This window comes from Flavobacterium sp. FG68 (assembly GCF_057808895.1).
Window position 1 is genome coordinate 48520 of record NZ_JBMDIY010000007.1, and the last position, 24163, is coordinate 72682.

Genomic DNA, 24163 nt, shown 5'->3' on the forward strand with positions numbered 1-24163 from the left:
AATTTTACTACTTGTTAAATGTTGTGACAAAAAAAGAGAGAATTTCTTCTCTCTTAAATATTCAATATATTTTTAGTAATACCAATTTCTCTAGGAGATGGCACTTGATCAGCCCTAACCAAATAAAACCGATCCAAGTGACCAATTATCCTGAGAATCCCGACACCAATCATCAATGTTGGGATAGATTGCTCAATGTTCCACGATCGAGCGCCTACAAATTAAAAAAAACATGACTAAATTTTAAAAAGGCTTTATTGTATATTACTTTAAATAATTTAAAAAATTGACAGCAAAAAATAATTGCAAAATTCTCTGCTGGATTCTACTCTAACAATAACCGTACAGTTTTTTAATTTGTTCCAGAATAATTTAATTCTGAAAAATAATCTGTACAATCATCATAAGCTATTATCGAATTTGCATCACATTTAGATGATATTTCTTTACTAAAGATATCAATGATAGTTTTTTGCTCACTAGCACTTATTTCTTGTGTGCCTTCCAGGTTTAATATATTTTTTAGCATAACTGTAAATTTTTAATTGTTAGAGAATTTATCAAATGTCAAACTAGGCAATTCTTTCTAGTACTGTTGTTTCTTTTTCCTCGACAAAATCGTTTAAAAAGTATTTCAATTCGCTTAATTCGTATTCATTAGGAAACAATCTTTCGTTAACAATTTTTATCGGAGTGTAATTAAAGTTGTTTTTAGAACACCACTCATATTGTTTGTTTATTTCCTGATTTATCATCATGCTGACATTATCAACATTCCATTTTTTTAACCATTTTTTCAAACTCATTTTTTTAATATGCCAGTCTGAAATGGCTTCAACTGTTTTTCCCGGAGTTGATCTGTTTATTGTTAAAAGTCTTTCAACAACTGCTTTATATGGATTGTCTGCATTTTCAGGATTAATGTTGAATAAAACACTTAAATATATTTTATCCGGAAATTTTAAAACTAAGTCAAAAGCTTCCTGAAACGTTTTATGACAATGAACACAACTCGGACTTATAATTATGGCCAGTTTTACAACAGCACTTCTGTTTCCAAAATTTAATCCTCTTAAATCTTCAAATCCATTTTGATGCGAAACTTTTTTTGATAAAAAATTCAGCAGTGAATAGTTTCTTTTAAATTTTTTAAGCTCCTTTAAAGAGTTTTCATTATTTAGAACATCTTTAGCAATTGATTTTACAACAAATGCAATTGGTATTAAAAGAATTAAAGAAAACAAAAACGGAAAAATGGTACTGAAACTAAAACTTAACGTAAACAAGTCTGATGAAAACCAAATTATACTTTGTGTAAATATTAAAAAGGAAACCATTAAACACATTACGCACCATCTTTGAAGTTCAAATTTTTGAATCCAAATTGACGATACAATTATTGGAATCGCTAATAGACTTAAAAACCCAACAAAAATTGACGAGTTAGCAGGTTGTACTAATATTGAAATAAAACTTGCTCCAAAAAACAAAAGCGGTAAGTCTGAAAAACTAATCCATCTATTTTCATAATTCTCGCTAAAACTCAAAACAGAGTTACAAGAAGAATTTGTACTTAAATTGCAAAAGTTTGTAATAAGATTGTTCTTAAAACCAAGTTTTTCCTGAACAATTAAAATACTCACAATTAATCCTAAGGCTGATGTCAGCAAAAACACAGTGCTAAAAATACTGTATGAACTGTAAAAAAATGATAATCCTGCTACTAGTATAAAAGGTATAAGATATTTTAACCAGTTTAATTCAACTTTTAAATTTTCTCTTGCTACTACATTATTCGGTTCGATTGCAACAATTACTCCATTCCAGTCTAAAAGAAATTTCTCGTATGAAATTTTTTGAACACCTTTTTTAATTGTATTGATTCTAACAAAATCTTTTGCCTTTTCAACTAAGATTAATTCCTCTTTAAAATAAGCTAAAAAGTTTGTTGGTAAATCAACTATTTGTTCCTTTGGAACTCTTATTGCAGCATTCTCAATCGACAACAAATCAAACGAATCTGTGATCGCAAATAAACTTGGATAATTAGGGTGTGAAAGAAACAAGTCTTTAAACTCGTTTTTCACATCCGAATATCTGTTTATTTGTAGAAATTTTTGGATAAGTTTTAGCATCTTTGAAACCTGTTTTAAATCGAATTACAGTACAAATATTGCTGTTTTTATTCGAAAAAAATTGCTCAAAGCACACATTTTATATATTATACTACATACAATTTATAAATTATAGTAGTTATAATCTAATCATAAATAACTGATTTACAATTAATTAATCTTTTATTGGTTTCAAAAAAGAGTTCAAAACCCAATTCTCGATCAAGAGGTTTGCATTTTCTTTAGTTTTGATAAATCAGTAACCGTAACATGTAAAAAGATGGCAAATATTAAATTAAATTTCGAAGATTTTGAGACAGAAAAGTTATCAAAAAATCAACAAAAAATGGTAGTAGGAGGAGATCCAATACCGCCGGGTAGTGCACCTGTTGATCCTGGAAAAGGTGGAGGAAGTGGTACTACATAAAATTCGTACCTTATTATTAAGTGTAAATCACTAATAAATAAATTCTAAATGTTATTCGCAAATTGAGCTGGAGATACTCCAGTTCTTTTGCGAAATGACTTAGCAAAAGATACTGCATTTTTAAAGCCCACACTTTCGGCAATAGCTTGTGTTGAATATTTTCGATACATATGGTTTGTGATCATCTCATTAATCACATAATTGATTTTTAATTCATTTGAATATTCCCCAAATGATTTACCAAATCTCTTATTTACAACATAAGATAAATAGGTTGTATTTGTTTTTATCTTTTTTGCAACATACGACAGCGTAAAATCGGCATTTAAGTATTCTAGTTTATTTTCAAGAGCTAATAGTTTTTCTACTATTTTATTCTCTTTTGCCTCATCAATACTTAGGGTAAAATTCTCTTTTTTGAGATGAATTTCTTCCAGCTCAAACATTTCCTCTTCAAGTATTTCTTCCGGCAGAATCTCAGAATTATTTTTCTTCTCAATATTTGCTTTAAATTCTTCTATTAAAGCATTCATTTTTTTATGTGCTTTGTTTTTATCCCTTATATTTTTAATTAATAAAAAGACAATTGCCACAAATAATAAGACATAAAAAACTTTTAAACCTCTGCTTAGAAAAACTTCATTTTTATATTTTTTCTCTATACTAACCATTTCATCCGTCAAATCATCTACACCTTGCTTATAGTTAACTTCAAGTGCTTCTGTATTTAACTTTGCTTCAAATTTTTCATAATTATCCAAATAAATTCTCGAATGCTTATAAGCAAGTTCCGGTTTTTTCTGAATGTTATAAATTTTGGCCTGATAAAAATTAGATTTGAGATAATCTATTTCATTGACTTTTGTTATTTCTGAAAGTGAATCGCATTTTTTAAAGAAAACAAGTGCTTTATCATACTTTTTTGTAGTGAAATAAACATCTCCCAGATTATAATTTGCAACGCATAAAATGTCTTTTTGATTGTTTTGATTCGACAAAAACACAACATCATAATAAGTTTTTTCTGCGTTTTTGTAATCTCCTTTCCAATTATAGATATTACCTAGGCTCAATTTTGCCTTTATTTTATTTTCAGCAAAGTTTTGGGAGTAATTTATAGATTTTTTATAAAAATATTCTGCAGAATCCAGCAAGTGTTTTTTACTTACATTTTTCATGTAGTAGCTTTCATAAGAGCTTCCTAAACCAGTATTGACATTACTTTTATAATTCAACAGTTGCTCTTTGGTAAAAACACTTTCATTTTGGTCAATAAAATCATTAAGCTGCTTTAAATTCCTGATGGCCAGTTGATAATTCCCAACTCCTTCATTAATTAATGCAATATTAGCTTTGAATTTAAATATCTGTTTGACATCATTAATCTGCATAGAAAGCTTAATTCCCTGCTGATAAATTTCAAGAGCTTTGCTAAAATTCCCTCTTTTCCATTCAGATAAGCCTCCATAATTGTATATATAGGACTTTAGTTGTGTTTTATCTCGGGATTCAGGCATTTTTTCTAAGTAAAAAAATGCTTTTTTATATTTTTCCTGAGATTGTTTTACATCTCCTTTCATTTGCAGCAGGCTTGATATCGCTGCATTTGCAAAAGCTAAATGTTTATTATTATTAGATCGTGCTAATTGATTAGCGTATACAAGGGCGCTATCGACATTTGCATTAAAGTTTAGTCGAATTTTATCCTGCAATATAAGATACTCCTCTTCAGTCAGTGCATTTATGTGTTGTGCAAATGCAGTATTAATAACAAAAAAAAGTACAAAAGAGATGATCAGCCTCATTCAATTTATGTTTTTTTGGAATCTCAAAATTAGGTTATAAATTATCAATAAACTAAAATTAATTCACCTTATTTGTGATTATTTTTTAACTAATGTATAAAAATATAACAATTTAACTTTGTTTTGTTATATTTTTATTGCGTAAATTTGTTTTGTAAAATTACTCAAAAATGAAACCAGACTTATTTCAAGCTCCAGATTATTACAACCTTGACGATTTGTTAACAGACGAACATAAATTAGTTCGAGAATCTGCACGTGCGTGGGTTAAAAGAGAAGTTTCTCCTATTATTGAAGAATATGCTCAAAAAGCAGAATTTCCTAAGCAAATTATAAAAGGACTTGGAGAAATTGGCGGATTCGGGCCGTATATTCCTGTTGAATATGGAGGTGCCGGTTTAGATCAAATTTCTTACGGCTTAATTATGCAGGAAATTGAAAGAGGAGACTCTGGTGTAAGATCAACTTCATCAGTACAATCTTCTTTAGTAATGTACCCAATTTGGAAATACGGAAACGAAGAACAACGTATGAAGTATTTACCAAAACTGGCTACTGGTGAATATATAGGATGTTTTGGATTAACAGAACCAGATCACGGTTCTGATCCGGGAAGTATGATTACCAATTTTAAAGATATGGGAGATCATTATCTTTTAAATGGTGCCAAAATGTGGATTTCAAATGCTCCCTTTGCAGATATTGCTGTTGTTTGGGCAAAAAATGAAGAAGGAAGAATTCACGGTTTAATTGTAGAACGCGGCATGGAAGGTTTTACAACTCCAGAAACTCATAATAAATGGTCGCTTCGTGCGTCTTCAACCGGAGAATTAATTTTTGATAATGTACAAGTCCCAAAAGAAAACCTTTTACCAAATAAATCTGGCTTAGGAGCTCCGCTTGGTTGTTTAGATTCAGCACGATACGGAATTGCCTGGGGAGCAATTGGAGCAGCAATGGATTGTTACGATACAGCTTTAAGATATGCTAAAGAAAGAATTCAGTTTGGAAAACCAATTGGAGGAACTCAATTACAGCAAAAAAAATTAGCCGAAATGATTACCGAAATCACAAAAGCACAATTATTAACCTGGCGTTTAGGCGTTTTGAGAAACGAAGGAAAAGCTACAACAGCTCAAATCTCGATGGCAAAACGTAATAATGTAAATATGGCGATTCAAATTGCCCGCGAAGCCAGACAAATGTTAGGCGGAATGGGAATTACCGGTGAATATTCAATTATGCGCCATATGATGAATCTGGAAAGTGTTATAACTTACGAAGGAACTCACGATATTCATTTATTGATTACCGGAATGGATGTAACTGGAATTCCAGCATTTAAATCATAAACATCTATTAAAATATATATAAAAACAATATAAAAAAGCTTCTTCTAACCGAGAAGCTTTTTATATTTGCCCCAAAATTTACATAAATGAATATTGAAACTATAAACAATAGCATTCAACCTCAAAAAGAACAGCTTTTAAAACATTCATTATACAATAAAATCCAAACGATTGATGACTTACACAGCTTTGTAGAAAATCACGTTTTTGCAGTTTGGGATTTTATGTCTTTATTAAAAGCTTTACAAGCCAAACTTACTTGTACTACAACACCTTGGTTTGCTACTAAAAACCCAGAAACAAGATATTTAATAAACGAAATTGTTCTTGCCGAAGAAACAGATTTAAGCATCGACGGAAGAAGACAAAGTCATTATGAAATGTATCTTGAAGCAATGGAAGACTGCGGTGCAGACACTACAGAAATCAATAAATTTTTAGCTTCGGTAAATTCACTTCACAACATTTTTGTTGCTATTAAACAAAGTTCACTTCATCCAGAAATTAAAGCTTTTCTTGATTTTACTTTTAAAGTTATCGAAGAAGGAAAACCGCATCAAATTGCCGCAGCATTTACTTTTGGAAGAGAAGACTTGATTCCGAGTATGTTTACCGAAATCCTAGGCAACTTTCAAAAAAATCTTCCAGATACAGATTTAAGCAAATTGCTTTATTATTTCGAAAGACATATTGAACTGGATGCCGATGAGCACGGCCCAATGGCAATGCAAATGATTACGGATTTATGTGAAGACGACGCGCAAAAATGGAAAGAAGTTGAAGAAGTTTCTATTCTTGCTCTGGAAAAACGCATCGGACTTTGGAATGCCATTGAAGAACAAATTCTAATGAAAACAGAAATGGTCTAAAAACCATAACAACATATTTAACGTAACTATTTGTTTAAACCAGCCAAATTAATTTAAACAAATTATGAAACCGCAATTCAAACAAATAGTTACCGTTATTCTTTCAGCATTTCTATTAAGCTGCAGTCCAGAAGAATCTTCTTCAGAAACTCCTGTTTCGCCAAAACCTGTAACTCCTCCTCCAACAACACAAATTCCCACAACGCCTATCTCTAAATCCGTAAATTATCTGGCCTTAGGAGACAGTTATACCATTGGCCAAAGCGTTTGCGAAACCTGCAGATATCCAGAACAGCTCAAAACCAGTTTAAAGGCAATTTATCCTGAAACCAGTTTTTCATTAAAAGTAATCGCTACAACAGGCTGGACCACTAATAATTTACTTACTGCGATAAAAGAGCAAAATCCAGACTCAAATTATGATTTGGTAACTTTATTAATTGGTGTAAACAATCAATATCAGGGAAGAGATTTTTCTATATACGAAAAAGAATTTCCCGAATTAGTTACAAAAGCAATTGCATTGGCCAAAGGCGACAAAAAAAATGTGGTTGTACTTTCTATTCCTGATTACGCTTACACTTCTTTCGGAATGATGTTTGGAACCGACGGCAGAATGAAAATCACCGAAGAAATTAATAAATACAAAACCTTTGCCGAAAATTACTGTATGATCAATAACATAACATTTGTTTCTATTACAGATATTACCAGAAACGGATTAATCAATACAAGCCTTGTTGCGAGTGACGGTTTACATCCTTCAGAATCTGCTTATGCAATGTTTGTGGAGCGTATTTTGCCAAAGGTAAAAATGGCTTTACAGGATTAATTTTTTCTTTTAAAGAAGCAGAAATTTAATTTTCAAAAAAACAATTGTCCCGCTATACACTTTATCTTTTGTGGCCTCGTTAAAGAAACGAGCCCACAAATGGATACCGTTTCTATCGGGGCTAATTTAGAAATTTATTTCTTTTAAGACCTTTTGCCTTGTAGTTTAGATTTTCAGATAAAACTCTCCAACAGATTTACCTCAATAATGAAAACCGTATCTTACAAAAACGAGCCTGTTTTTTACTAAAATCTATTTTTCTTTAAAAATTTTTAAATACCTTTGATTCATGAGCACAGCAACAAAACCATATCATATAGGGCGAAAAATTAGCCGTATTCGTGAACTAAAAGACATGAAACAAGAAGCTTTGGCACAAGCTTTAGGAATGAGTCAACAAACTGTTTCGGCTATGGAAAACAGCGAAACCATAGACGAAGACAAACTGAAAGAAGTCGCAAAAGTACTTGGAATGACTGTTGAAGCAATTAAAAACTTCTCGGAAGAAGCTGTAATTAATTACTTTAATAATATTTACGATAATGCAGCTTTTAACAAACACTATAATGAGTGTACTTTTAATCCTTTAGATAAAGTTGTTGAACTTTATGAGCGTTTAGTTCAGGCAGAAAAGGATAAAAATGAATATTTGGAGAAATTATTAAAAGAGAAATAATTCTTTTATAAAATATAATCTATTACAAAAAGAGGTCTCAAAATTTGAGACCTCTTTTTGCATTTATAATTCTATCTTCTATTTACTACTTCATCTTTATTGAGTTAGAAAAGGATTTTCATTTTCTAAGAAAAAATATATTTAATTTTGCTTAACCATGCAAGTTTCACCATCAAAAGAGTTATCACATTATATTAAGCATTATCTGTTTTTAGATAATACCGAAACTGCTGTGCAAAAATTCCGCCTGTTTTCTGACGGAAATACCGGGCTTGTTTTCTCGGTAAAAAGCAAACTCATTTCTGGAATTAATAAATACGAAGTCAAAGAATATCTGCCCACTTCGTTTTTATACGGACAACTTAATGGTTTTAAAGATCTTTATTCTGAAAATGAAATAACACTAATAATTGTTGTTTTTCAACCCAGCGGAATAAATCAATTATTAGGAATTCCTGCCAGTGAATTTCACGATTCTATTATTCCTGTTGAAGATATATTTGATCAAAAAATTACAGCGCTTCAGGAAAAATTATCTCAACAAAATAATCAAACTCGAATTGAACTTTTAAATCATTTTTTTAAATCAATGATTGTTACAAAACCTTTTTCAAGTCAGTTCATAATAGATCATTCATTAAACTTTATTATCAACAAAAAAGGTGATTTCTCTATAAAACAATTAGTTGAATATACCGGATATACCGAAAGACATTTAGAAAGAAAATTCAAAGAATGCATCGGATTAAATCCGAAGAAATTTGGGAATGTTGTAAGACTGCATCATTTCCTAAAATTATTAAAAGAAAAACCTGAAAACAGTAATCTAACAACAATTTGCTACGATGCCGGATTTTCGGATCAATCACATTTAATAAAAGATTTTAAAAAACATACCGGCATAACTCCAACCGAATATATATACAGTACCGGAAAATTAACCAATAATCTTATCAAAAGATTTTCTTCTTCATCATTCTAAAATGTCGGTTTTGTACAATTTATAAAATATTGCTCATGCTATTTTTGACTAAAATTAATAGCATACAATATGAAAAATTTAAAAATTGCTACTGCTCAGTTTGAAAACAAAAGCGGCGATAAAAACTATAATTTATCTGTAATTGAAAAACTTTCTCAAAAAGCATCTGCCGAAGGCTGCGATGTAATTTCGTTTCATGAATGTTCTATAACCGGATATACATTTGCAATGCATTTATCAAAAGAACAAATGCTGGATTTGGCAGAAATTATTCCTAATGGAGAAAGCATTCTAAAACTGACTGAAATTGCGAAAAAAAATGACATCATAATTTTAGCCGGACTTTTTGAAAAGGATGAAAACAACAATCTATTCAAAGCACAGGTTTGCGTTGGCAAAAATGGTTTAGTGGCTAAATACAGAAAACTACATCCATTTATAAATCCTTATTTAACGGCTGGTGACAGCTACTGTATTTTTGAAATCAACGGTTGGAAATGCAGCATTTTAATTTGTTACGACAATAATATTATAGAAAATGTTCGCGCTGTAAAGCTTTTAGGGGCCAATATTATTTTTATGCCACACGTAACAATGTGCACACCTTCTACCAGACCAGGTGCTGGTTTTGTCGCGCCGCAGCTTTGGGAAAACCGTGAAGATGATCCAACTTCTTTACGATTAGAATTTGACGGAATGAAAGGCCGCAGCTGGTTAATGAAATGGCTTCCGGCAAGAGCTTATGACAATGCCATTTATGCGATATTTTCAAACCCAATTGGCATGGACGACGATCAGTTAAAAAACGGCTGTTCTATGATCATTGATCCTTTTGGAGATATTCTGGCAGAATGCCGAACTTTTGACGATTCTTTTGCAGCGGCTGTACTTACCTCAGAAAAATGCACTCAAGCAGGAGGAAGTCGTTACATAAAAGCTAGAAGACCAGAACTGTACAAAGATATTATTGGTCAAAATCATGAGTCAGAACAAAATGTGGTCTGGCTGAATCCTGCCCAAAAAAGTTAATTTATTTTTTAATGCTGATAAAAAAGCATCTTATTGTTTTTTATTTCAACACAAATAAAGTGCCTTTATTTTTTCTTAGATTTCCAGATAAATCCATTTTTAAAACCAAAAAAAATGCAATTTCATTTTAAATGAAATTGCATTTTTATTTTGCAGAAAGGAAGGGATTCGAACCCTCGATACAGTTACCCATATACTAGCTTTCCAGGCTAGCTCCTTAAACCACTCGGACACCTTTCTATTATTGGTCTGCAAAGAACACAAAAAAAATCGAGTTTCAAAAATAAAATCTAAGATTTACTTTTAAATGCTTTTTTTAAATTCTTCCATGAATATTTTTACTGCTTTTTTTTGATAACCTCCAATCGTTAGCATAAAAGATTCTCTTTTGGTTGCAACACCGGTAATTTGTATCGCTTTGAGCTGATCCCATCCTTTTAAAGCCTTTTCGGCCACGATCGTCGCCCAGTCACTGTTCTCTACCATTTGCAATAAAGCGTGTATAGAATGAAGCTCTATTGAGATTTTAGGTTTCATATTAAACTTTTGAAATAACTCTTCTACAAATTCTCTCGAATTCGATCCTTTTCCGGGCAATACCAGCGGAATTTCTTCTATTTTTTTAAAAGCTATTTTATCCAAATCTGCTAAAGCGTGGTTTTTTGAAACAGCCAAAACCATGTAAGAAGTAAACAAAGGTACTTTTTGAATGGGAAGTTCAATTTCGTGCGATGAAACAACCAAAACAACATCTAATTGATTATCAAGAAGTTTTTGTTCCAAAGCTTCTGTAGTTCCATATTCAACAACAATTTTTAAATTCTGGTACTGTTTAGCAAATGTATTGACAATAGGAAGAATTAATAAACCAAAAACATAAGTTACACCAATTCGTAATTCGCCGCCAATCATTTCGTTTAAATCTTCAATTGCCTGCTTTCCGTTTTCAACATTTTCTACTACTTTTTTGGCGTGAATTAAAAAAACAGAACCCGCTTCTGTAAGCTGTACTTTCTTGCCAATCCGCTTGAACAAAGGAAGTCCGAGTTCTTCTTCCAGTTTTTTTATTTGCTGCGAAAGCCCGGACTGCGTTACAAAACACAATTCTGCAGCTTTTGTAAAATGAAGAACCTCAGCCGTTTTAATAAAGTATTCGAGTTGATAAATTTCCATATTGATAAGTTTTAATACTTATTATCAGTAAAATTATTAATTTTTCTAATGAAATCATAATCCCGACCTTTGTATTAAATATTTAAGATCATGTTTAAAGCGTTAAAATCTAAAAATTTCAAGTTATTCTTCTACGGGCAATCGGTTTCAGTTATTGGAACATGGATGCAGAAAACTGCCATAAGCTGGATGGTTTACAGCATAACGGGATCTGTATTTTTATTAGGATTGACTACTTTTTTAAGCATGATTCCGTCTTTGTTTCTGGCACCTTTAGCAGGAAGTATTATTGGACGTTACGACAGGCACAAAACAATGCTTTTATTGCAGTCCTTAGCGATGCTTCAAGCCGGAGCTTTGGCAATTTTAATTTATTTTAAAATTTACAATATTAACTTTATCCTCGCTTTAAGCCTTATTCAGGGAATTATAAATGCGTTTGACATGACCTGCAGACAAACGATGATGATTGATATTGTTGATAACAAAGAAGATCTCCCAAATGCCGTTGCACTAAATTCAACTTTAAATAATTTTGCCCGAATTGCAGGTCCTGCACTAGCCGGAATTATTCTGCACAATTATGGTGAAGACATTTGTTTTATTGGAAATTTCCTGAGCTATATTCCAGTTTTAATTTCGCTTTTAATGATGAAAATTACGCCGCACATTAAAGCTGTTGATAAATTTAAAATGCTTGAAGATTTTATTGAAGGTTTTGATTACGTAAAAAAAGAAGCCGAAATGGCTAAAATGCTTTTAATGTTAATGTGCAGCAGTTTATTTGTAATTTCTTTTAATACACTGATGCCGGTTTTTGCCAAAGATATTTTTAGCGGAAACGCACAAACTTTCAGCTGGTTTGAAAGCGCTGCCGGAATTGGTTCGATTTTATCTGCGATTTATTTGGCAAATCTTAAAAAATCAGATCATATGAGTAAAATAATGATCGCTGCGAGCTTATTATTAGGTTTTAGCATCATTATACTAGCGTATTCAAATAATTTGACTGTGGCGCTTATTTGCATGGCTCTGAGCGGTATAGGAATGATGGCGCAAACTTCATCTATAAACATTTATGTGCAAACACAAAGTGCTGTAAATATGCGATCAAGAAGTATTAGTTATTATTTAATGGCTTATCAGGGAATGATTCCCGTGGGAAGTTTAATTATCGGATACGTTTCGCACATTATCGGAACTAGACATACGGTTGCTATTCAGGGAATTATTTGTATTCTTTCTGTGATCGTTTATGTGTATTATAAAAATCGTAGTTCTCAAGAAGATTTAGAGACTTGTCCGGTTCCTTATAAAGATTCAGAATTTTAATAAATTCCAATAAAAAAATTCCAAATTCCAATTGTATACAATTTTGTTATTTCGAGGAACGAGAAATCGCACAAGTAACTCCGTTCCTAAAAGCGTCAATCTTTGTCGAATTTCTAGTGCGATTTCTCGTTCCTCGAAATGACAAACATCTATCAGTTTTGGAATTTGGAATTTAAGAATTTGGAATTTTATAACGAAATTTCCCCTCGCAAAGCAGTTTCAAAAACGTCTTTAAATTCGTTTTGCGGAATATTATGCCCAAGCAAATACATCAATTTTGTAATTGCGGCTTCTGTAGTAATATCTTTTCCAGAAATAACACCAAGAGATTTTAAGGCTGTACTAGTTTCGTATTGTCCCATGTTTACGCTTCCGCCAGAACATTGCGTTACGTTTACAATGTGCATTCCTGATTTAATTGCTTTTTCAATTAAGTTTAAAAACCACTCTTCGGTTGGAGCATTTCCTGAACCGTAAGTTTCTAAAACAATACCACGTAAATCCGGAGTTGAAAGGATCGAAGCCAAAACAACTTCACTCATTCCCGGGAACATTTTTATAATTGCTACGTGATTGTCTAGGTTTTTGTGAACAATCAAATCTGCACCTTCTTTTATCGGAAGAAATAAATGCGAGTTCAATTTTAAATGTACGCCAGATTCTACCAATTCAGGATAATTTGGCGCTGTAAAAGCTCTAAAATGTTCCGCATTTACTTTTGAAGTTCTGTTTCCGCGATATAATTTATATTCAAAATACAAAGAAACTTCATTGATAACAGGTTTTCCATTTTCCTGTAAAGAAGCAATTTGAATTGCTGTAATAAGATTTTCTTTAGCATCGGTGCGCAAATCTCCAATTGGTAATTGCGATCCTGTAAACACAACTGGTTTAGCTAAATTCTCCAGCATAAAACTCAATGCCGAAGCCGAATATGACATAGTATCTGAACCGTGCAGCACGACAAATCCATCATAAGAAGCATAATTTTCCTCTATAATTGTGGCAATCTTAGTCCACATTTTCGGATTCATGTTTGATGAATCTATCGGATTTTCAAACGAAACAGATTCGATTTCACAATCTAATTGTTTGATTTCGGGAATCTTCTGTATTAGTTTACTAAAGTTGAATGCTTTAAGCGCGCCAGTTTCAAAGTCTTTGCTCATACCGATAGTTCCTCCGGTATAAATCAAAAGTATTTTTGCTTTAGATGACATCTTGGTATTTTAATTTATTGACAACCGGATTAGCATACATTGCCAAAAATCCTTGTCTTGTAACAGGATTATCGCTTCCGATTCGCATTTCTAAACGACGCTCAAAAAGTGATTTTTCACTTTCTTTATACAAATGAGCAAATCTTGTTGTTTCGTTTAAAATATCGTAAGCAATAAAATTAGTTGGCCATAATTGATAATTTGTCAAAATGGTATCATCAATAACTTGTGCCAAAGCCTGAACTTGTTTGTTTACGTTGTCATTTTCTGCTACGATTTTATCAATTTCAGTATCTAAAACATCGCCAACAGAAATATGTATTCTTTTTTTAGTTCCCATGATACCACTTAAAATGGTCATGAAATCTTCATTTTTATCTTTAACGTAAACTTCGTTTTTTGATTCTGCCATTAATTGCGGCATTTTCAAAACATCTGTAGGATCATATTCATACGAAATAGAAACCGGAACGATTTTTAATTTCTTAAAATAATCCATTAAGTTTTCTTCGTCAGAACCCATTCCAATCATTTTTAAAACGCCTGGATTGGTTTCATCATTTCCATCTTTCGTTCTTCCTTCTCTTTGTGCAATCCAAACCGAACGATTTTCGCGAAGCAATAACTGTCCCATATATTCGGCAAGCAGTTTAGAACTTTGTAACATTTCACGAGGCGTTAATCCTCTTAAAACCAAAAAGTTTCTGTTTAATTTCGCTAAAGTTGCCAGGAAAGCTTTTTTAACCAAATTGTCTCCAATTGCAGATGCTGTCATTACCAAACCATGTTCGAACAAACAAACATTCAGCAAAGTTGTATCTAATAAAATATCTCTGTGATTGGAGATAAATAGATAAGAAGTATTTGGTTCCAGTTTCTCAAATCCCGAAGTTGTTAAGCCTTCAGAACTTTTCTCCAGAACCTTTTGTATGGTGTTATAAATAAAATTGCATTGAAAATCACGAATCGAATGCGTTTTCCTTAATTGATTTTTCCAAACCTCATCTTCTAGTTCCGGAAAAGTAAAGTTCATCATGGTTTTCATCATAGGGTGATTTACAACATCATGAAGTGCTTCATTTATTTCGGAATCATAAAACGGTCGAATGGCATCAAATTTCTGCATTATTTATATTGGTTTTAAGTGGGCAAAAGAACAAAAAAAAAATTAAAGTTTTGTAAGGCTTTGGTTAAATCCCAAAAACGTCTTTTGAATTTTGAGTTGTTATTGCTGCAATCTCTTCTTCAGACACATCATATAAGTCTGCCAGCTTTGAAATTACATTAACTAAATAACTGCTCTCATTTCTTTTCCCTCTGTATGGAATTGGCGCCAAATAAGGCGAATCTGTTTCCAGTACAATATGTTTTAAATCGATTTGATTTAAAAACTGGTCGATTTTTCCGTTCTTGAATGTTACCACGCCTCCAATTCCTAATTTCATATTGTAAGAAATCGCTTGCTGTGCTTGTATTAAAGTTCCGGAAAAACAATGAAAAATCCCAAATAAATCTTCAGATTTTTCTTCTTCCAGAATTTCAAAGATTTCATCAAAAGCTTCGCGACAATGAATTACGATAGGTAATTTGTATTGTTTTGCCAGCTGAATTTGTCTTTTAAAAGCTATTTGCTGTTCTTTTAAATGCGTTTTATCCCAATACAAATCGATTCCTATTTCGCCCACAGCGTAGAATTTTCGCTTTGATAATTCGGTTTCTACATGCGCTAATTCTTCCTCATAATTATCTTTTACATAAGTGGGATGTAAACCCATCATCAGGAAAATATTCTCCGGATAATTTTTCTCTAAATCATACATGGATTGTGTCGCAGCAGCGTCAATTGCTGGAATAAAAAAGCGGGTAATTCCGGCATTGATGGCGCGTTGAATCATTTCGTCACGATCCTGATCAAATTCTTCAGAATATAAGTGCGTGTGTGTATCGGTAATAATAGGTGTTGAATTCAATGGTCTAATTTTAAAGTTGTCAAAATTACGACAATATTAAAAGAATAGCAATTGCTTGTTGGCACGCGGATTTTACGAATTCACTTCGTGAAAGTGCGGATGAAAGCGGATTTTTGTTGATCTTATAGAAAGAAAAATCGCAAAGCTTTTTAAACTCTGCGAATCTCTGTATAAAATCTTTGTGTTTCTTTGTGAAATAACTAATCCAATTGATGCAAAAGCTCTTCCACCTGATCGTAACCTTCATAATCTTCTGAAATGGTTTCAAGGATTTTTTTACATCCTTCGTAATCTTTTTGCTTTAATTTAGATAAAGCTAAATACCAAACTGCTTTGTCTTTATAGGCAGAACCTCCAGCTTTTAATTCGTTAAAAATAGCTTCGGCTTTTATATAATGGCTTTCTTCTAAAAGAGAAACTCCATAAAAAAACTGAATTTCTGCTGTTTTGTTTTTTTGTAAAATCGTTTCAAAAAGCGGAATTGCTTTATTATATGTTTTATGATTAAATGCTTTTTCTGCCTCTTTTAAAGTTTCATCGGCAGTAGATCTTTCGGTAAAAGAAGCGTGTTCCGGATTATTGTAATCTCCATAAACAGGATTTTGGTTGTAATTAAAAAAGAACAATCCGAATAAAACGGCAACCGAAGCTGCAACTGCCAGATACCAAGGTTTTAAGCCAATTACTTTTGGTTTATTATCAAAATGTCTTTCAGAAATCTGACTTAAATTCTCTTTAAAAATTTCTCTTTCCTGCTCAAATCCAAATTTATTGTTCAATTGAAATTGTATGTTTTTAAAAGTCTCAAATTCCGAAGCAAATTCAGGATCTTCTAACAATTGTTTTTCAAAATCATTTTTTGCCTCAATCGTTAATTCGCCTTGAAGATATTCATCAAATAATATATAGCGTTCTTCGTTCATGACTAATCGTTTTTTAAAGAATTAAAGTTTTTTGCTTCCTGAATCCATTGCGTTAACTGGCCAACACAAAGCGACTTTTTTTTACGAACATAACCGTATGTTACGTTTAGTTTTTCGGCCACTTCTTCCATTGATTTAATTTCAAAACTCAACTTTAATAACTCTTTGCATTTGTCTCCTAATCTCTGAAACATGGTGTCAAAAAGCTGTTGTTTTTCATCAAATTCTTCTGTTTGTCCAATCAGCTCTAATGCAGATTCATTCATAGATACTGCATCTTCAATAATTGTTACCCCTTTGTTGGATGTTTTTTTCAATTCGTTGAGCCATTTTCTTTTACACAAAAGAAAAAAGTACGCATCAAACGGGCAGGTTAATTGCAGCGAATTGGCTTTGGCCTGATTAAAAAGCAAAATCAATACTTCCTGAACAATGTCCTGAGCGTGGTCTCTGTCGCCAGAATTGTTCATAATAAACATTACGACTTTAGGAACATACTTTTTATATATGGATTGAATCACTAACGAATCGTTTGCAGCAAGCCCGTCAATATATTTTTGGTCAGCATGCACTTTAGTTTTACTCATAAAAAAACTTTTAATCAGATAAAGTTAAAAAAGAATCTCAAAAAATTTCAAATAAAAGGGTAACAATTAACAATTGCAGTTGATATAAGGAAACAAAAATCTTTTAAAAGAGTTAAAAATTAAGAGAAAATGGAAACTTATCAATTTACCAACGACAAGACTTTAGATCAATTTTACAAAATGATCTCTGCCAAGACCCGTAATGGCTTTGTAATCGTAGAACATAACGAGAAATTACCCTATGTTGTTTTATGCAGAGAAAAAAAAGTTATCAAACATTTTCTGCACTTATTTCTTACCTGTCTCACTTTAGGACTGTGGTCAATTGTCTGGATCTATTTAATTGTTACGCTTTCGCGGAAGCAAAACATTCTCGTGGCTGTTGATGAAGACGGAAACCTCTTTGAAGACAAATGTCTTTCGGCATAAATCAAAAAAATAAAAACAGGGGTAACAAATAAAACTACAAGTTGATATAACCTTATAAGCGCCATAAAAATATTTTTTGAAAAACAGGGGTAACAATATCAAACCCTAATTGATATAAGATTGTAATTAATAACCAGAATCTGAAAACCACTTGACAATCAAGTCAGATTTATAAAAACTAGAAATTATGAACACAAATTTTAAAACTATCGGACTTTTATTTCTATTATTAGTTTCTTTTGTAAGCTGCGACACGAGCGATGGCGATGACACAAGCAATGTTATTCTGCCTCCAACATCAGCAGCTTTTAAAAGCATAAGCGAAAAAGGAGTAAAAAGAAATACACAAAACTTTACCATTACGGCTGGAGATGGTATGGTAACGCTTACGTCTGCAAAAGGTGTAAAATTACATATCAACGGAAACTGTCTTACTAAAAACGGAAATGCTGTAACGGGAGAAGTTAATATCGAATATATCGAACTTTTTGATAAAGGAAATATGCTGGTTACCAACAAACCAACAATGGGAATTACGCCAGACGGAAAGAAAAACCTTTTAATTTCGGGCGGAGAATTCTTTATTAAAGCAACTCAAGGCGGTGTTGAATTACAAACATCTTGTTATTTAAGTTTAGTGGTTCCAACTGCGCTGACTGACGGTTATGACAATGCCATGACATTGTGGACTGGTGTAATTGAGGAAGACGGTGATTTAGCATGGAAAGATGCCAGAGGTGCTGACGGAAAAGGCGGCGTTCAGGGCGAAGGAAACAGTTATTATGTAACTTTTGGAAACTTTGGATGGACAAATGTTGACCGTTTTTACAGTGATCCTAGACCTAAAACCACTATTTTAGTTGATGTTCCAGACGGATATAACAATACAAACAGTGCTGTATATCTTTCTTATGATGGAGAAGGTACAAATGCTCTTGCAAAACTGGATACGTATACTGCCGAAGGATTGTTCAGCGAACACTACGGACAAATTCCAATTGGTCTTGCTTGTCACATTATTTTCGCTACCGAAGATAATGGTAACTGGAGATATGCCATAAAAGGAGTGACAACAACTGCAAATGCTGTTTACACCTTTACACTAGCCGAAACAACAGTCGGTACCGAAGCTCAACTTGTTGCTGCAATTAATGCCATTCAGTAACTTATAAATGCTTTTTTAAGAGAAAGTGATGATTTGCTCATCACTTTTTTTTACATTTAATCCTGTTTTAAAATTGATTCTGATGATTTTAAGACTAAAAACTGTCTAGTTATGAAACCACAACTGTCTATTTTCTTTATTCTATTTTCAATTTTCTCAATAGGACAAACCAAAGTAAAAGACACCATAACCCGAAGAGCCAATATTGGATTTATCCAAAACGGAAATGCCGTTTCTTTTAAACCCGAAACACCGCCGCTGATTCCAATTGCAGGTGCGCCAAAGCCAAGTTATTCTTATTTATGGGAACTCGGCGACGGACATTACAGCAAAGAAGCAGAGCCAAAACATGTCTATAAGAACAAAGGAACTTATACAACAAGGCTTGCCGTAACCAACAATTACGACAACGGAAAACCTCCTGCAACACGCCCGAAAAAAGTGGCTGTAAATGATATTACAGATACAAATTATAAAGACATTGCTTCTATTGCAGATCAAAATGGTTTTGCGATTCTCAAAAATTGTGATCCTATTCCGGAACAGGAAATGGTAGTCGTAGTAAGTTATCAAAACTTAGAGAATTATGTTTCCAGCGGAAAGCTTTATTTATTTTATAATGAAAAGCAATTCAAACATAATAACTTCGAATTAAGTGATTTTAGAACCTATGCAAACGAGCGTGAAGTAAAAGAAAACTTAGTGGCTTCTGTCGATGATCTTGACGATTCGAATAATTTTGTGGCTTCCGCCGAAAACAGTTTCAAACTTAAAAAATACCGAAATACAACTACTGAAGAAGATCTCGACGCTTCGCTTTTAGACGCCAATAAAACCTATCATAATGTTTCTGTTTTAGAATTTGACGATGCAAATCCGGGAGAAACACGTAATGTTTTTTATACGTTTAAAACAACGCCCGAAATGATAAAAGATACGAGCGCAACGGTTACGATGCGTGGTATTTTTGTTCCGAATCGAAGCTATAAAAACCATAAGATTAAAAATCTCGAAATGGAAATTGTAACGTCTCACGATCCAAATAAAATGGGTTCTAACGGACGTTTTATGAATTACAGATTGGTTCGTTTTAAAAGGGTAAATTTTAAAACCCGTTTCCAAAATAATGGCGAAGGTCCAGCGAGAAAGATTCGTTTAGAAACCGATGTCCCGGATATGTTTGACAAAAAAACTTTCCAGATCGAAAGTATGTATCCAGAATGTCCGATTTGTCCAAAAGGCGAAGAACCAACCGTAAGCTGTCTCGATACGATTATCAAGCAAAAACAAATTATTTTTACGTTTAAGAATATTTATCTTCCGGGAACAGAACAAAAAAATGTTCACGAAAAAGATAGTACAAAAGGTTTTGTAAAATATTCGATGAAGTTTGGAGAAGACTTTCATAAGGTAAAAACCAAAAGCCGAACTTCGATTATTTTCGACAAAAATGAACCTATTATTACCAATTATGCTACTACTCGATTTTTGCCGGGAATTTCGATTGGTGTAAAAGCGGGTTACAACTTTTATCCTGATTTAGATAAATCGACAAGTTATTTTTTGGGCGCGACAATTTCGCCTTTTAAATCGTATCGTTTTTACTGGCAGGTTGAATGGGTAAATGCATTAAATCAATATAATAGTGCGGTTACAGTTGTTGATCAAATAAATACAAATGCAAACGGAGTAAGGCAATTGATACGCACAACTACAGCAACCGAAAATAAAAATATTAATTGGGAAGTTCCTGTTTTGATTCGGTACAACATTAATAATTATATCGGAATTGGTGCGGGAATTCAGGCGAATATAAATGTTTCGCAAGAACAAAATCAAAATTTAACCATTGATACTTATGAAGGCGATAAGGAAAGTTTTTTAATTGGCACAAAAACTGAAACCAACAATATGAAAACTTCTTTTACTGATATTAAAACGGGGCTTTTATTTGATTTGACTGCCGGTTTCGCGAGAATTGGACCAAGTTTAGGCGCGCGCTACGTAATTAATTTTGAACAGAATTTTAATTACTTTCAAGTTTATGGAATATGGAAATTTTAAGGTTATTCCACAGAGACACACAAAGGATGCACAGAGATACACTAAGATTTTTATATTTTGTGTATCTCTGCGAAAAATCTTTGCGAATCTCTGTGGAATAAAATTTAATATGAACTTATATAACTTATATGGTTTAATTTTCCTCCTCATAAATCTGAATGTTTTTGGGCAGAATCAGGAAGATAAAATATATAATGCTGTTGATAGTTTTGTTGCTCATCCTTCCGCGAAAGCGTTACAAAATTTAAACGCTGCAGAAGCTAGTTTTTGGAGAAATCCTAAATCTAAAACAAAAGATGAATTTTTAGCAATTGTGGTTTTAAACTGCAATAAAGCGTATTATGAAAATCAATTTGGGCAGACACAAAATGCGATTTCAAGTTACGAAAAAGCCTGGCAGATTTATCAAAAACAGAAACTCAGCAATTACGATATTATTGAATTCTGCTTAAAACCTTTGGGGAATTTATATACGGTTTTGGGCGATTATGATAGTGCCGAAAATACTATTAAACAATACTTTTTTATTGTAAATACTTCTAAAAATTATCCTGATGCGCAAAAGCAAAAATTTGCTGCGATTCTGAATTTATCTAATGTTTATCAAAGTTCGGGGAAAATTTCTTTGGCAATTGAGCTTTTAGAAAATACTCTAAAAACAGAGCAATTATCGAATTTGCAAAAGGGAATTTTATGGAATAATTTGGGGAATAATTATTTATTAGATTCTCAAAAGAGGGTATGGATTGTGAAATCACCCCCAGATATCGAAAGTGCGTTTAAATCTTCTATTAAATATTTACAAAACGAAAAAAATCAATCAGAAACTTTATCTAATGCTTATCGAAATTTAGCTTCGATGAACAGACAATGGCAACAATATGAAACTGCTAATTCTTATTTGAAAAAAGCCGAGAAATTGTTTTTAGAAACACCGGATATTCAGCCAAGAAAAATAGCAAAATTGTATTATGAAAAAGCTTTATTACTTTTTGCTGAACACAAATATGACGAATGTTCTAAACAAATTAATTCAATTTTTGAAGTTTTAATTCCGAATTACAAATCAAAAAGTAATTTGCCAAATGAAACTGAATTATACGCCGAAACGGTTTTAATTGATGCACTAGATTTACAAGCAGAAATTTTTATTCGACAAAATCAGCCAAAAAAAGCGCTTGATGCTTTTCATCTTTCCTTTCACATTGAAGATTTATTGATGAATTCATTGGTTTATGAAAACTCAAAAATTATATCTCAATTACGATCTCGTAATCGTACCGAAAAATGTATTTCGATTTACAGTAATTTATATGAAACGGAAAGAAAAGTTCAATATTTGGAAGAAGCTTTTCAATTATCTGAAAGAACAAAATCGGGAATTTTGCAACGTTATCGTTCGAATATTAAAAACGCATCCGCGGAAGAAAAACAACTTTTACAAGAACTTCAAAATCTAAATAATGCGATTTTAAAAGAACAGCAAAAAGGAGATTTAGCGGATATTTCAGAAATAAATAATCTTATAAAAAAGCAAAATGAATTGATTCTTTCGCTGAAAAAAATTCAGTCTGAAAATCAAAATTATCTTCCGGAGAATTGCGATTTAAAAGCTATGTTTTCAAAATTAGAAAATGACAAAGCGATGATGGTTTATTATTTTATGGGTTCTGAAAAATTGTATTATTTTACTTTACAACACAATCGAATTTCATTAAATCAAGTTCCTATTGGAGATGGAAAAATAGTGAATATTCTTTTTTTTATAAATTATTTTAATGACGCCAGTTCAATTACAAACGATATTACAGGATATAATCGTTCTGGAAAAGCGGCTTACGATTTATTAAGCCTGCCAACTAATTCGGTTTATCAAAATCTAATAATTGTTCCTGACGGAATTTTAAATTTCCTTCCTTTTGAAGCATTAATTACTCAGGAATCAAAAACAACGAATTTTGCTAAAATGCATTATTTGTTAAATGATTTTAGAATTGCTTATAATACCTCAGCTAATATTTATCTGAATTCAAAACCTGTTTCAAAATCAGAGAAAACGGTTTTGGGAGTTTTTCCGGTTTTCGAAAAAACAGCTTTTGAATTGAGTTATTCTAAGAAAGAATTAGAATCGATTCGAAGTAATTTTAAAGGGAAATATTTAGAAAATTCGAGTGCGAGTTTTTCTAATTTTAAAAATAATGCTTCCCATTATTCTGTTTTGCATTTGAGTACACACGCGTCATCTGGCGATATTGAAACTCCAGCAAGTATTAAATTTTACGATCAGGAAATCTTATATTCTGAATTGTATAATCTACATATAAATCCTGATTTAGTGGTTTTAAGTGCCTGCGAAACCGGAATTGGAAAATTATATAAAGCGGAAGGAGCAATGAGCATTGCAAGAGGCTTTCAGTTTGCGGGCGCGCAGAATTTATTGTTTTCTTTATGGAAAGTAAACGATTTTACAACTTCGGTTTTTATGTCTGATTTTTATAAAAATATCAAAAATGATGTTTCTTATTTTGAGGCGAATTCAAACGCCAAATTAGAATATTTAAACGATAAATCAATTCCAAATGCTAAGAAATCACCTTATTATTGGAGTTCATTTGTGTATTATGGCTCGATTTCGGCAGAAGAAAAATCCGGAAATTATATCTATTATGTAATTAGCTTTTTGATTGTAATTGGTTTATTTTTGGTATTCAATCATTATGAAAATGGAAAATCTTCACGAGGTTCTCAAAAAAGAGAAATACAAAAAAATAAAATTCAAGGTTACTAAAACACAGCATCTTTCTATAAAAGCAAAAATAAACGGCGTTTCGGGAAGTTTCATTTTAGATACGGGCGCATCAAATACCTGCATTGGTTTTGAAAGCATCGAGCGTTTTGAATTATCTGCAAAAAAGTCTAAAACAAAAGCTTCCGGAGCGGGCGGAACTGGGATGTTAACCCAAATTTCTTCGCAGAATACTTTACAATTGGGAAGTTGGAAAAATAAAGGTTTCACTATTGTAATTTTTGATCTTTCGCATGTAAATGAGGCTTTACAATCCTATAAAGCTAAGCCTGTTCATGGTATTATTGGTGCGGATGTTTTGCTTGAAGGAAAGGCGATTATTGATTATTATAATCATTATTTGTACCTTAAATAACAAAATTCCAAATTTTTAAATTCCAATTGGAATCTAAAATCTAAACTCATAAA

General features: G+C 32.2%; 22 protein-coding genes and 1 tRNA gene. 13 read left to right on the top strand and 10 right to left on the bottom strand.

Annotated features, from left to right (window positions below; genetic code table 11):
• Window positions 1-352 precede the first annotated feature (352 nt).
• Together ACODSB_RS06305 and ACODSB_RS06310 are read right to left on the bottom strand one after the other, a co-directional pair.
• Window positions 353-529: a hypothetical protein gene (locus ACODSB_RS06305; protein WP_488936408.1), complete on the bottom strand. Its 177-nt coding sequence runs from the start codon at window positions 527-529 to the stop codon at window positions 353-355.
• A gap of 43 nt (window positions 530-572) precedes the next feature.
• Window positions 573-2135: a vitamin K epoxide reductase family protein gene (locus ACODSB_RS06310; protein ID WP_053471502.1), complete on the bottom strand. Its 1563-nt coding sequence runs from the start codon at window positions 2133-2135 to the stop codon at window positions 573-575.
• A gap of 259 nt (window positions 2136-2394) precedes the next feature.
• Between ACODSB_RS06310 and ACODSB_RS06315 the strand changes: the two genes are divergently transcribed.
• On the top strand, window positions 2395-2541 hold the full coding sequence (locus ACODSB_RS06315) for an rSAM-modified peptide (RefSeq protein WP_088636405.1): 147 nt from the start codon (window positions 2395-2397) through the stop codon (window positions 2539-2541).
• Window positions 2542-2585: 44 nt separating this feature from the next.
• On the opposite strand, the gene ACODSB_RS06320 is transcribed toward ACODSB_RS06315, so the two are convergent.
• The gene (locus ACODSB_RS06320) at window positions 2586-4346 is read right to left on the bottom strand and encodes a helix-turn-helix domain-containing protein (protein WP_488936409.1); all 1761 of its coding nucleotides are present in this window, start codon (window positions 4344-4346) and stop codon (window positions 2586-2588) included.
• Between the two features lie 170 nt (window positions 4347-4516).
• Here ACODSB_RS06320 and ACODSB_RS06325 point away from each other — a divergent pair, with 170 nt between their 5' ends.
• The 6 genes from ACODSB_RS06325 to ACODSB_RS06350 all read left to right on the top strand — a co-directional run bounded on the left by ACODSB_RS06325 (window position 4517) and on the right by ACODSB_RS06350 (window position 10086).
• Window positions 4517-5698 (top strand): acyl-CoA dehydrogenase family protein, encoded by a 1182-nt coding sequence (locus ACODSB_RS06325; protein WP_488936410.1) that lies wholly within the window; start codon window positions 4517-4519, stop codon window positions 5696-5698.
• A gap of 86 nt (window positions 5699-5784) precedes the next feature.
• On the top strand, window positions 5785-6567 hold the full coding sequence (locus ACODSB_RS06330) for a DUF3050 domain-containing protein (RefSeq protein ID WP_488936411.1): 783 nt from the start codon (window positions 5785-5787) through the stop codon (window positions 6565-6567).
• 64 nt (window positions 6568-6631) lie between these two features.
• Complete coding sequence (locus ACODSB_RS06335; protein ID WP_488936412.1) at window positions 6632-7399, top strand: SGNH/GDSL hydrolase family protein; 768 nt, start codon at window positions 6632-6634, stop codon at window positions 7397-7399.
• A 289-nt stretch (window positions 7400-7688) separates the two neighbouring features.
• On the top strand, window positions 7689-8075 hold the full coding sequence (locus tag ACODSB_RS06340; RefSeq protein WP_488936413.1) for a helix-turn-helix domain-containing protein: 387 nt from the start codon (window positions 7689-7691) through the stop codon (window positions 8073-8075).
• Between the two features lie 157 nt (window positions 8076-8232).
• Window positions 8233-9057 carry an AraC family transcriptional regulator gene (locus tag ACODSB_RS06345; protein ID WP_488936414.1) on the top strand — a complete coding sequence of 275 codons (825 nt, stop codon included), beginning with the start codon at window positions 8233-8235 and terminating at the stop codon, window positions 9055-9057.
• Window positions 9058-9126: 69 nt separating this feature from the next.
• A complete protein-coding gene (locus tag ACODSB_RS06350; protein WP_488936415.1) occupies window positions 9127-10086 on the top strand; it encodes a nitrilase family protein in 960 nt (319 codons plus the stop codon).
• Window positions 10087-10239: 153 nt separating this feature from the next.
• Here the strand turns inward: ACODSB_RS06350 and ACODSB_RS06355 are convergent.
• Together ACODSB_RS06355 and ACODSB_RS06360 are read right to left on the bottom strand one after the other, a co-directional pair.
• Window positions 10240-10326 (bottom strand) — tRNA-Ser (locus ACODSB_RS06355).
• 63 nt (window positions 10327-10389) lie between these two features.
• Window positions 10390-11259, bottom strand: coding sequence for a LysR substrate-binding domain-containing protein (locus ACODSB_RS06360; RefSeq protein ID WP_256636671.1), 870 nt, complete (start codon window positions 11257-11259; stop codon window positions 10390-10392).
• A 90-nt stretch (window positions 11260-11349) separates the two neighbouring features.
• On the opposite strand from ACODSB_RS06360, the gene ACODSB_RS06365 reads away from it, so the two are divergent.
• Entirely contained in the window at window positions 11350-12591 is a 1242-nt protein-coding gene (locus ACODSB_RS06365) for an MFS transporter (RefSeq protein ID WP_488936416.1), read from the top strand.
• Between the two features lie 188 nt (window positions 12592-12779).
• Here ACODSB_RS06365 and ACODSB_RS06370 read toward each other — a convergent pair whose 3' ends face one another.
• From ACODSB_RS06370 to ACODSB_RS06390, 5 genes are all read right to left on the bottom strand, one after another.
• Window positions 12780-13811, bottom strand: a complete 1032-nt coding sequence (locus tag ACODSB_RS06370; RefSeq protein ID WP_488936417.1) for an asparaginase — start codon at window positions 13809-13811, stop codon at window positions 12780-12782.
• Window positions 13801-14937, bottom strand: a complete 1137-nt coding sequence (locus ACODSB_RS06375; protein WP_488936418.1) for a 1-acyl-sn-glycerol-3-phosphate acyltransferase — start codon at window positions 14935-14937, stop codon at window positions 13801-13803. The genes ACODSB_RS06370 and ACODSB_RS06375 overlap by 11 nt, the downstream gene beginning before the upstream one ends.
• A gap of 64 nt (window positions 14938-15001) precedes the next feature.
• Entirely contained in the window at window positions 15002-15781 is a 780-nt protein-coding gene (locus ACODSB_RS06380) for a TatD family hydrolase (protein WP_488936419.1), read from the bottom strand.
• Window positions 15782-15981: 200 nt separating this feature from the next.
• A complete protein-coding gene (locus ACODSB_RS06385) occupies window positions 15982-16704 on the bottom strand; it encodes a tetratricopeptide repeat protein (RefSeq protein ID WP_488936420.1) in 723 nt (240 codons plus the stop codon).
• 2 nt (window positions 16705-16706) lie between these two features.
• On the bottom strand, window positions 16707-17291 hold the full coding sequence (locus ACODSB_RS06390) for an RNA polymerase sigma factor (RefSeq protein ID WP_488936421.1): 585 nt from the start codon (window positions 17289-17291) through the stop codon (window positions 16707-16709).
• Window positions 17292-17420: 129 nt separating this feature from the next.
• Between ACODSB_RS06390 and ACODSB_RS06395 the strand changes: the two genes are divergently transcribed.
• The 5 genes from ACODSB_RS06395 (at window position 17421) to ACODSB_RS06415 (ending at window position 24110) form a co-directional block, all read left to right on the top strand.
• Window positions 17421-17720: a hypothetical protein gene (locus ACODSB_RS06395; protein ID WP_488936422.1), complete on the top strand. Its 300-nt coding sequence runs from the start codon at window positions 17421-17423 to the stop codon at window positions 17718-17720.
• Window positions 17721-17907: 187 nt separating this feature from the next.
• Window positions 17908-18885, top strand: coding sequence for a hypothetical protein (locus ACODSB_RS06400; RefSeq protein ID WP_488936423.1), 978 nt, complete (start codon window positions 17908-17910; stop codon window positions 18883-18885).
• Between the two features lie 111 nt (window positions 18886-18996).
• Window positions 18997-20949, top strand: a complete 1953-nt coding sequence (locus ACODSB_RS06405; protein WP_488936424.1) for a PKD domain-containing protein — start codon at window positions 18997-18999, stop codon at window positions 20947-20949.
• A gap of 109 nt (window positions 20950-21058) precedes the next feature.
• Window positions 21059-23737: a CHAT domain-containing protein gene (locus ACODSB_RS06410; protein ID WP_488936425.1), complete on the top strand. Its 2679-nt coding sequence runs from the start codon at window positions 21059-21061 to the stop codon at window positions 23735-23737.
• Window positions 23673-24110 (top strand): retropepsin-like aspartic protease, encoded by a 438-nt coding sequence (locus ACODSB_RS06415; RefSeq protein ID WP_488936426.1) that lies wholly within the window; start codon window positions 23673-23675, stop codon window positions 24108-24110. The genes ACODSB_RS06410 and ACODSB_RS06415 overlap by 65 nt, the downstream gene beginning before the upstream one ends.
• Window positions 24111-24163 lie beyond the last annotated feature (53 nt).

Coding starts and splice junctions, on each gene's coding strand:
- ACODSB_RS06305 (WP_488936408.1), bottom strand. CDS start 529: ATGCTAAAAAATATATTAAACCTGGAAGGCACACAAGAAATAAGTGCT.
- ACODSB_RS06310 (WP_053471502.1), bottom strand. CDS start 2,135: ATGCTAAAACTTATCCAAAAATTTCTACAAATAAACAGATATTCGGAT.
- ACODSB_RS06315 (WP_088636405.1), top strand. CDS start 2,395: ATGGCAAATATTAAATTAAATTTCGAAGATTTTGAGACAGAAAAGTTA.
- ACODSB_RS06320 (WP_488936409.1), bottom strand. CDS start 4,346: ATGAGGCTGATCATCTCTTTTGTACTTTTTTTTGTTATTAATACTGCA.
- ACODSB_RS06325 (WP_488936410.1), top strand. CDS start 4,517: ATGAAACCAGACTTATTTCAAGCTCCAGATTATTACAACCTTGACGAT.
- ACODSB_RS06330 (WP_488936411.1), top strand. CDS start 5,785: ATGAATATTGAAACTATAAACAATAGCATTCAACCTCAAAAAGAACAG.
- ACODSB_RS06335 (WP_488936412.1), top strand. CDS start 6,632: ATGAAACCGCAATTCAAACAAATAGTTACCGTTATTCTTTCAGCATTT.
- ACODSB_RS06340 (WP_488936413.1), top strand. CDS start 7,689: ATGAGCACAGCAACAAAACCATATCATATAGGGCGAAAAATTAGCCGT.
- ACODSB_RS06345 (WP_488936414.1), top strand. CDS start 8,233: ATGCAAGTTTCACCATCAAAAGAGTTATCACATTATATTAAGCATTAT.
- ACODSB_RS06350 (WP_488936415.1), top strand. CDS start 9,127: ATGAAAAATTTAAAAATTGCTACTGCTCAGTTTGAAAACAAAAGCGGC.
- ACODSB_RS06360 (WP_256636671.1), bottom strand. CDS start 11,259: ATGGAAATTTATCAACTCGAATACTTTATTAAAACGGCTGAGGTTCTT.
- ACODSB_RS06365 (WP_488936416.1), top strand. CDS start 11,350: ATGTTTAAAGCGTTAAAATCTAAAAATTTCAAGTTATTCTTCTACGGG.
- ACODSB_RS06370 (WP_488936417.1), bottom strand. CDS start 13,811: ATGTCATCTAAAGCAAAAATACTTTTGATTTATACCGGAGGAACTATC.
- ACODSB_RS06375 (WP_488936418.1), bottom strand. CDS start 14,937: ATGCAGAAATTTGATGCCATTCGACCGTTTTATGATTCCGAAATAAAT.
- ACODSB_RS06385 (WP_488936420.1), bottom strand. CDS start 16,704: ATGAACGAAGAACGCTATATATTATTTGATGAATATCTTCAAGGCGAA.
- ACODSB_RS06390 (WP_488936421.1), bottom strand. CDS start 17,291: ATGAGTAAAACTAAAGTGCATGCTGACCAAAAATATATTGACGGGCTT.
- ACODSB_RS06395 (WP_488936422.1), top strand. CDS start 17,421: ATGGAAACTTATCAATTTACCAACGACAAGACTTTAGATCAATTTTAC.
- ACODSB_RS06400 (WP_488936423.1), top strand. CDS start 17,908: ATGAACACAAATTTTAAAACTATCGGACTTTTATTTCTATTATTAGTT.
- ACODSB_RS06405 (WP_488936424.1), top strand. CDS start 18,997: ATGAAACCACAACTGTCTATTTTCTTTATTCTATTTTCAATTTTCTCA.
- ACODSB_RS06410 (WP_488936425.1), top strand. CDS start 21,059: ATGAACTTATATAACTTATATGGTTTAATTTTCCTCCTCATAAATCTG.
- ACODSB_RS06415 (WP_488936426.1), top strand. CDS start 23,673: ATGGAAAATCTTCACGAGGTTCTCAAAAAAGAGAAATACAAAAAAATA.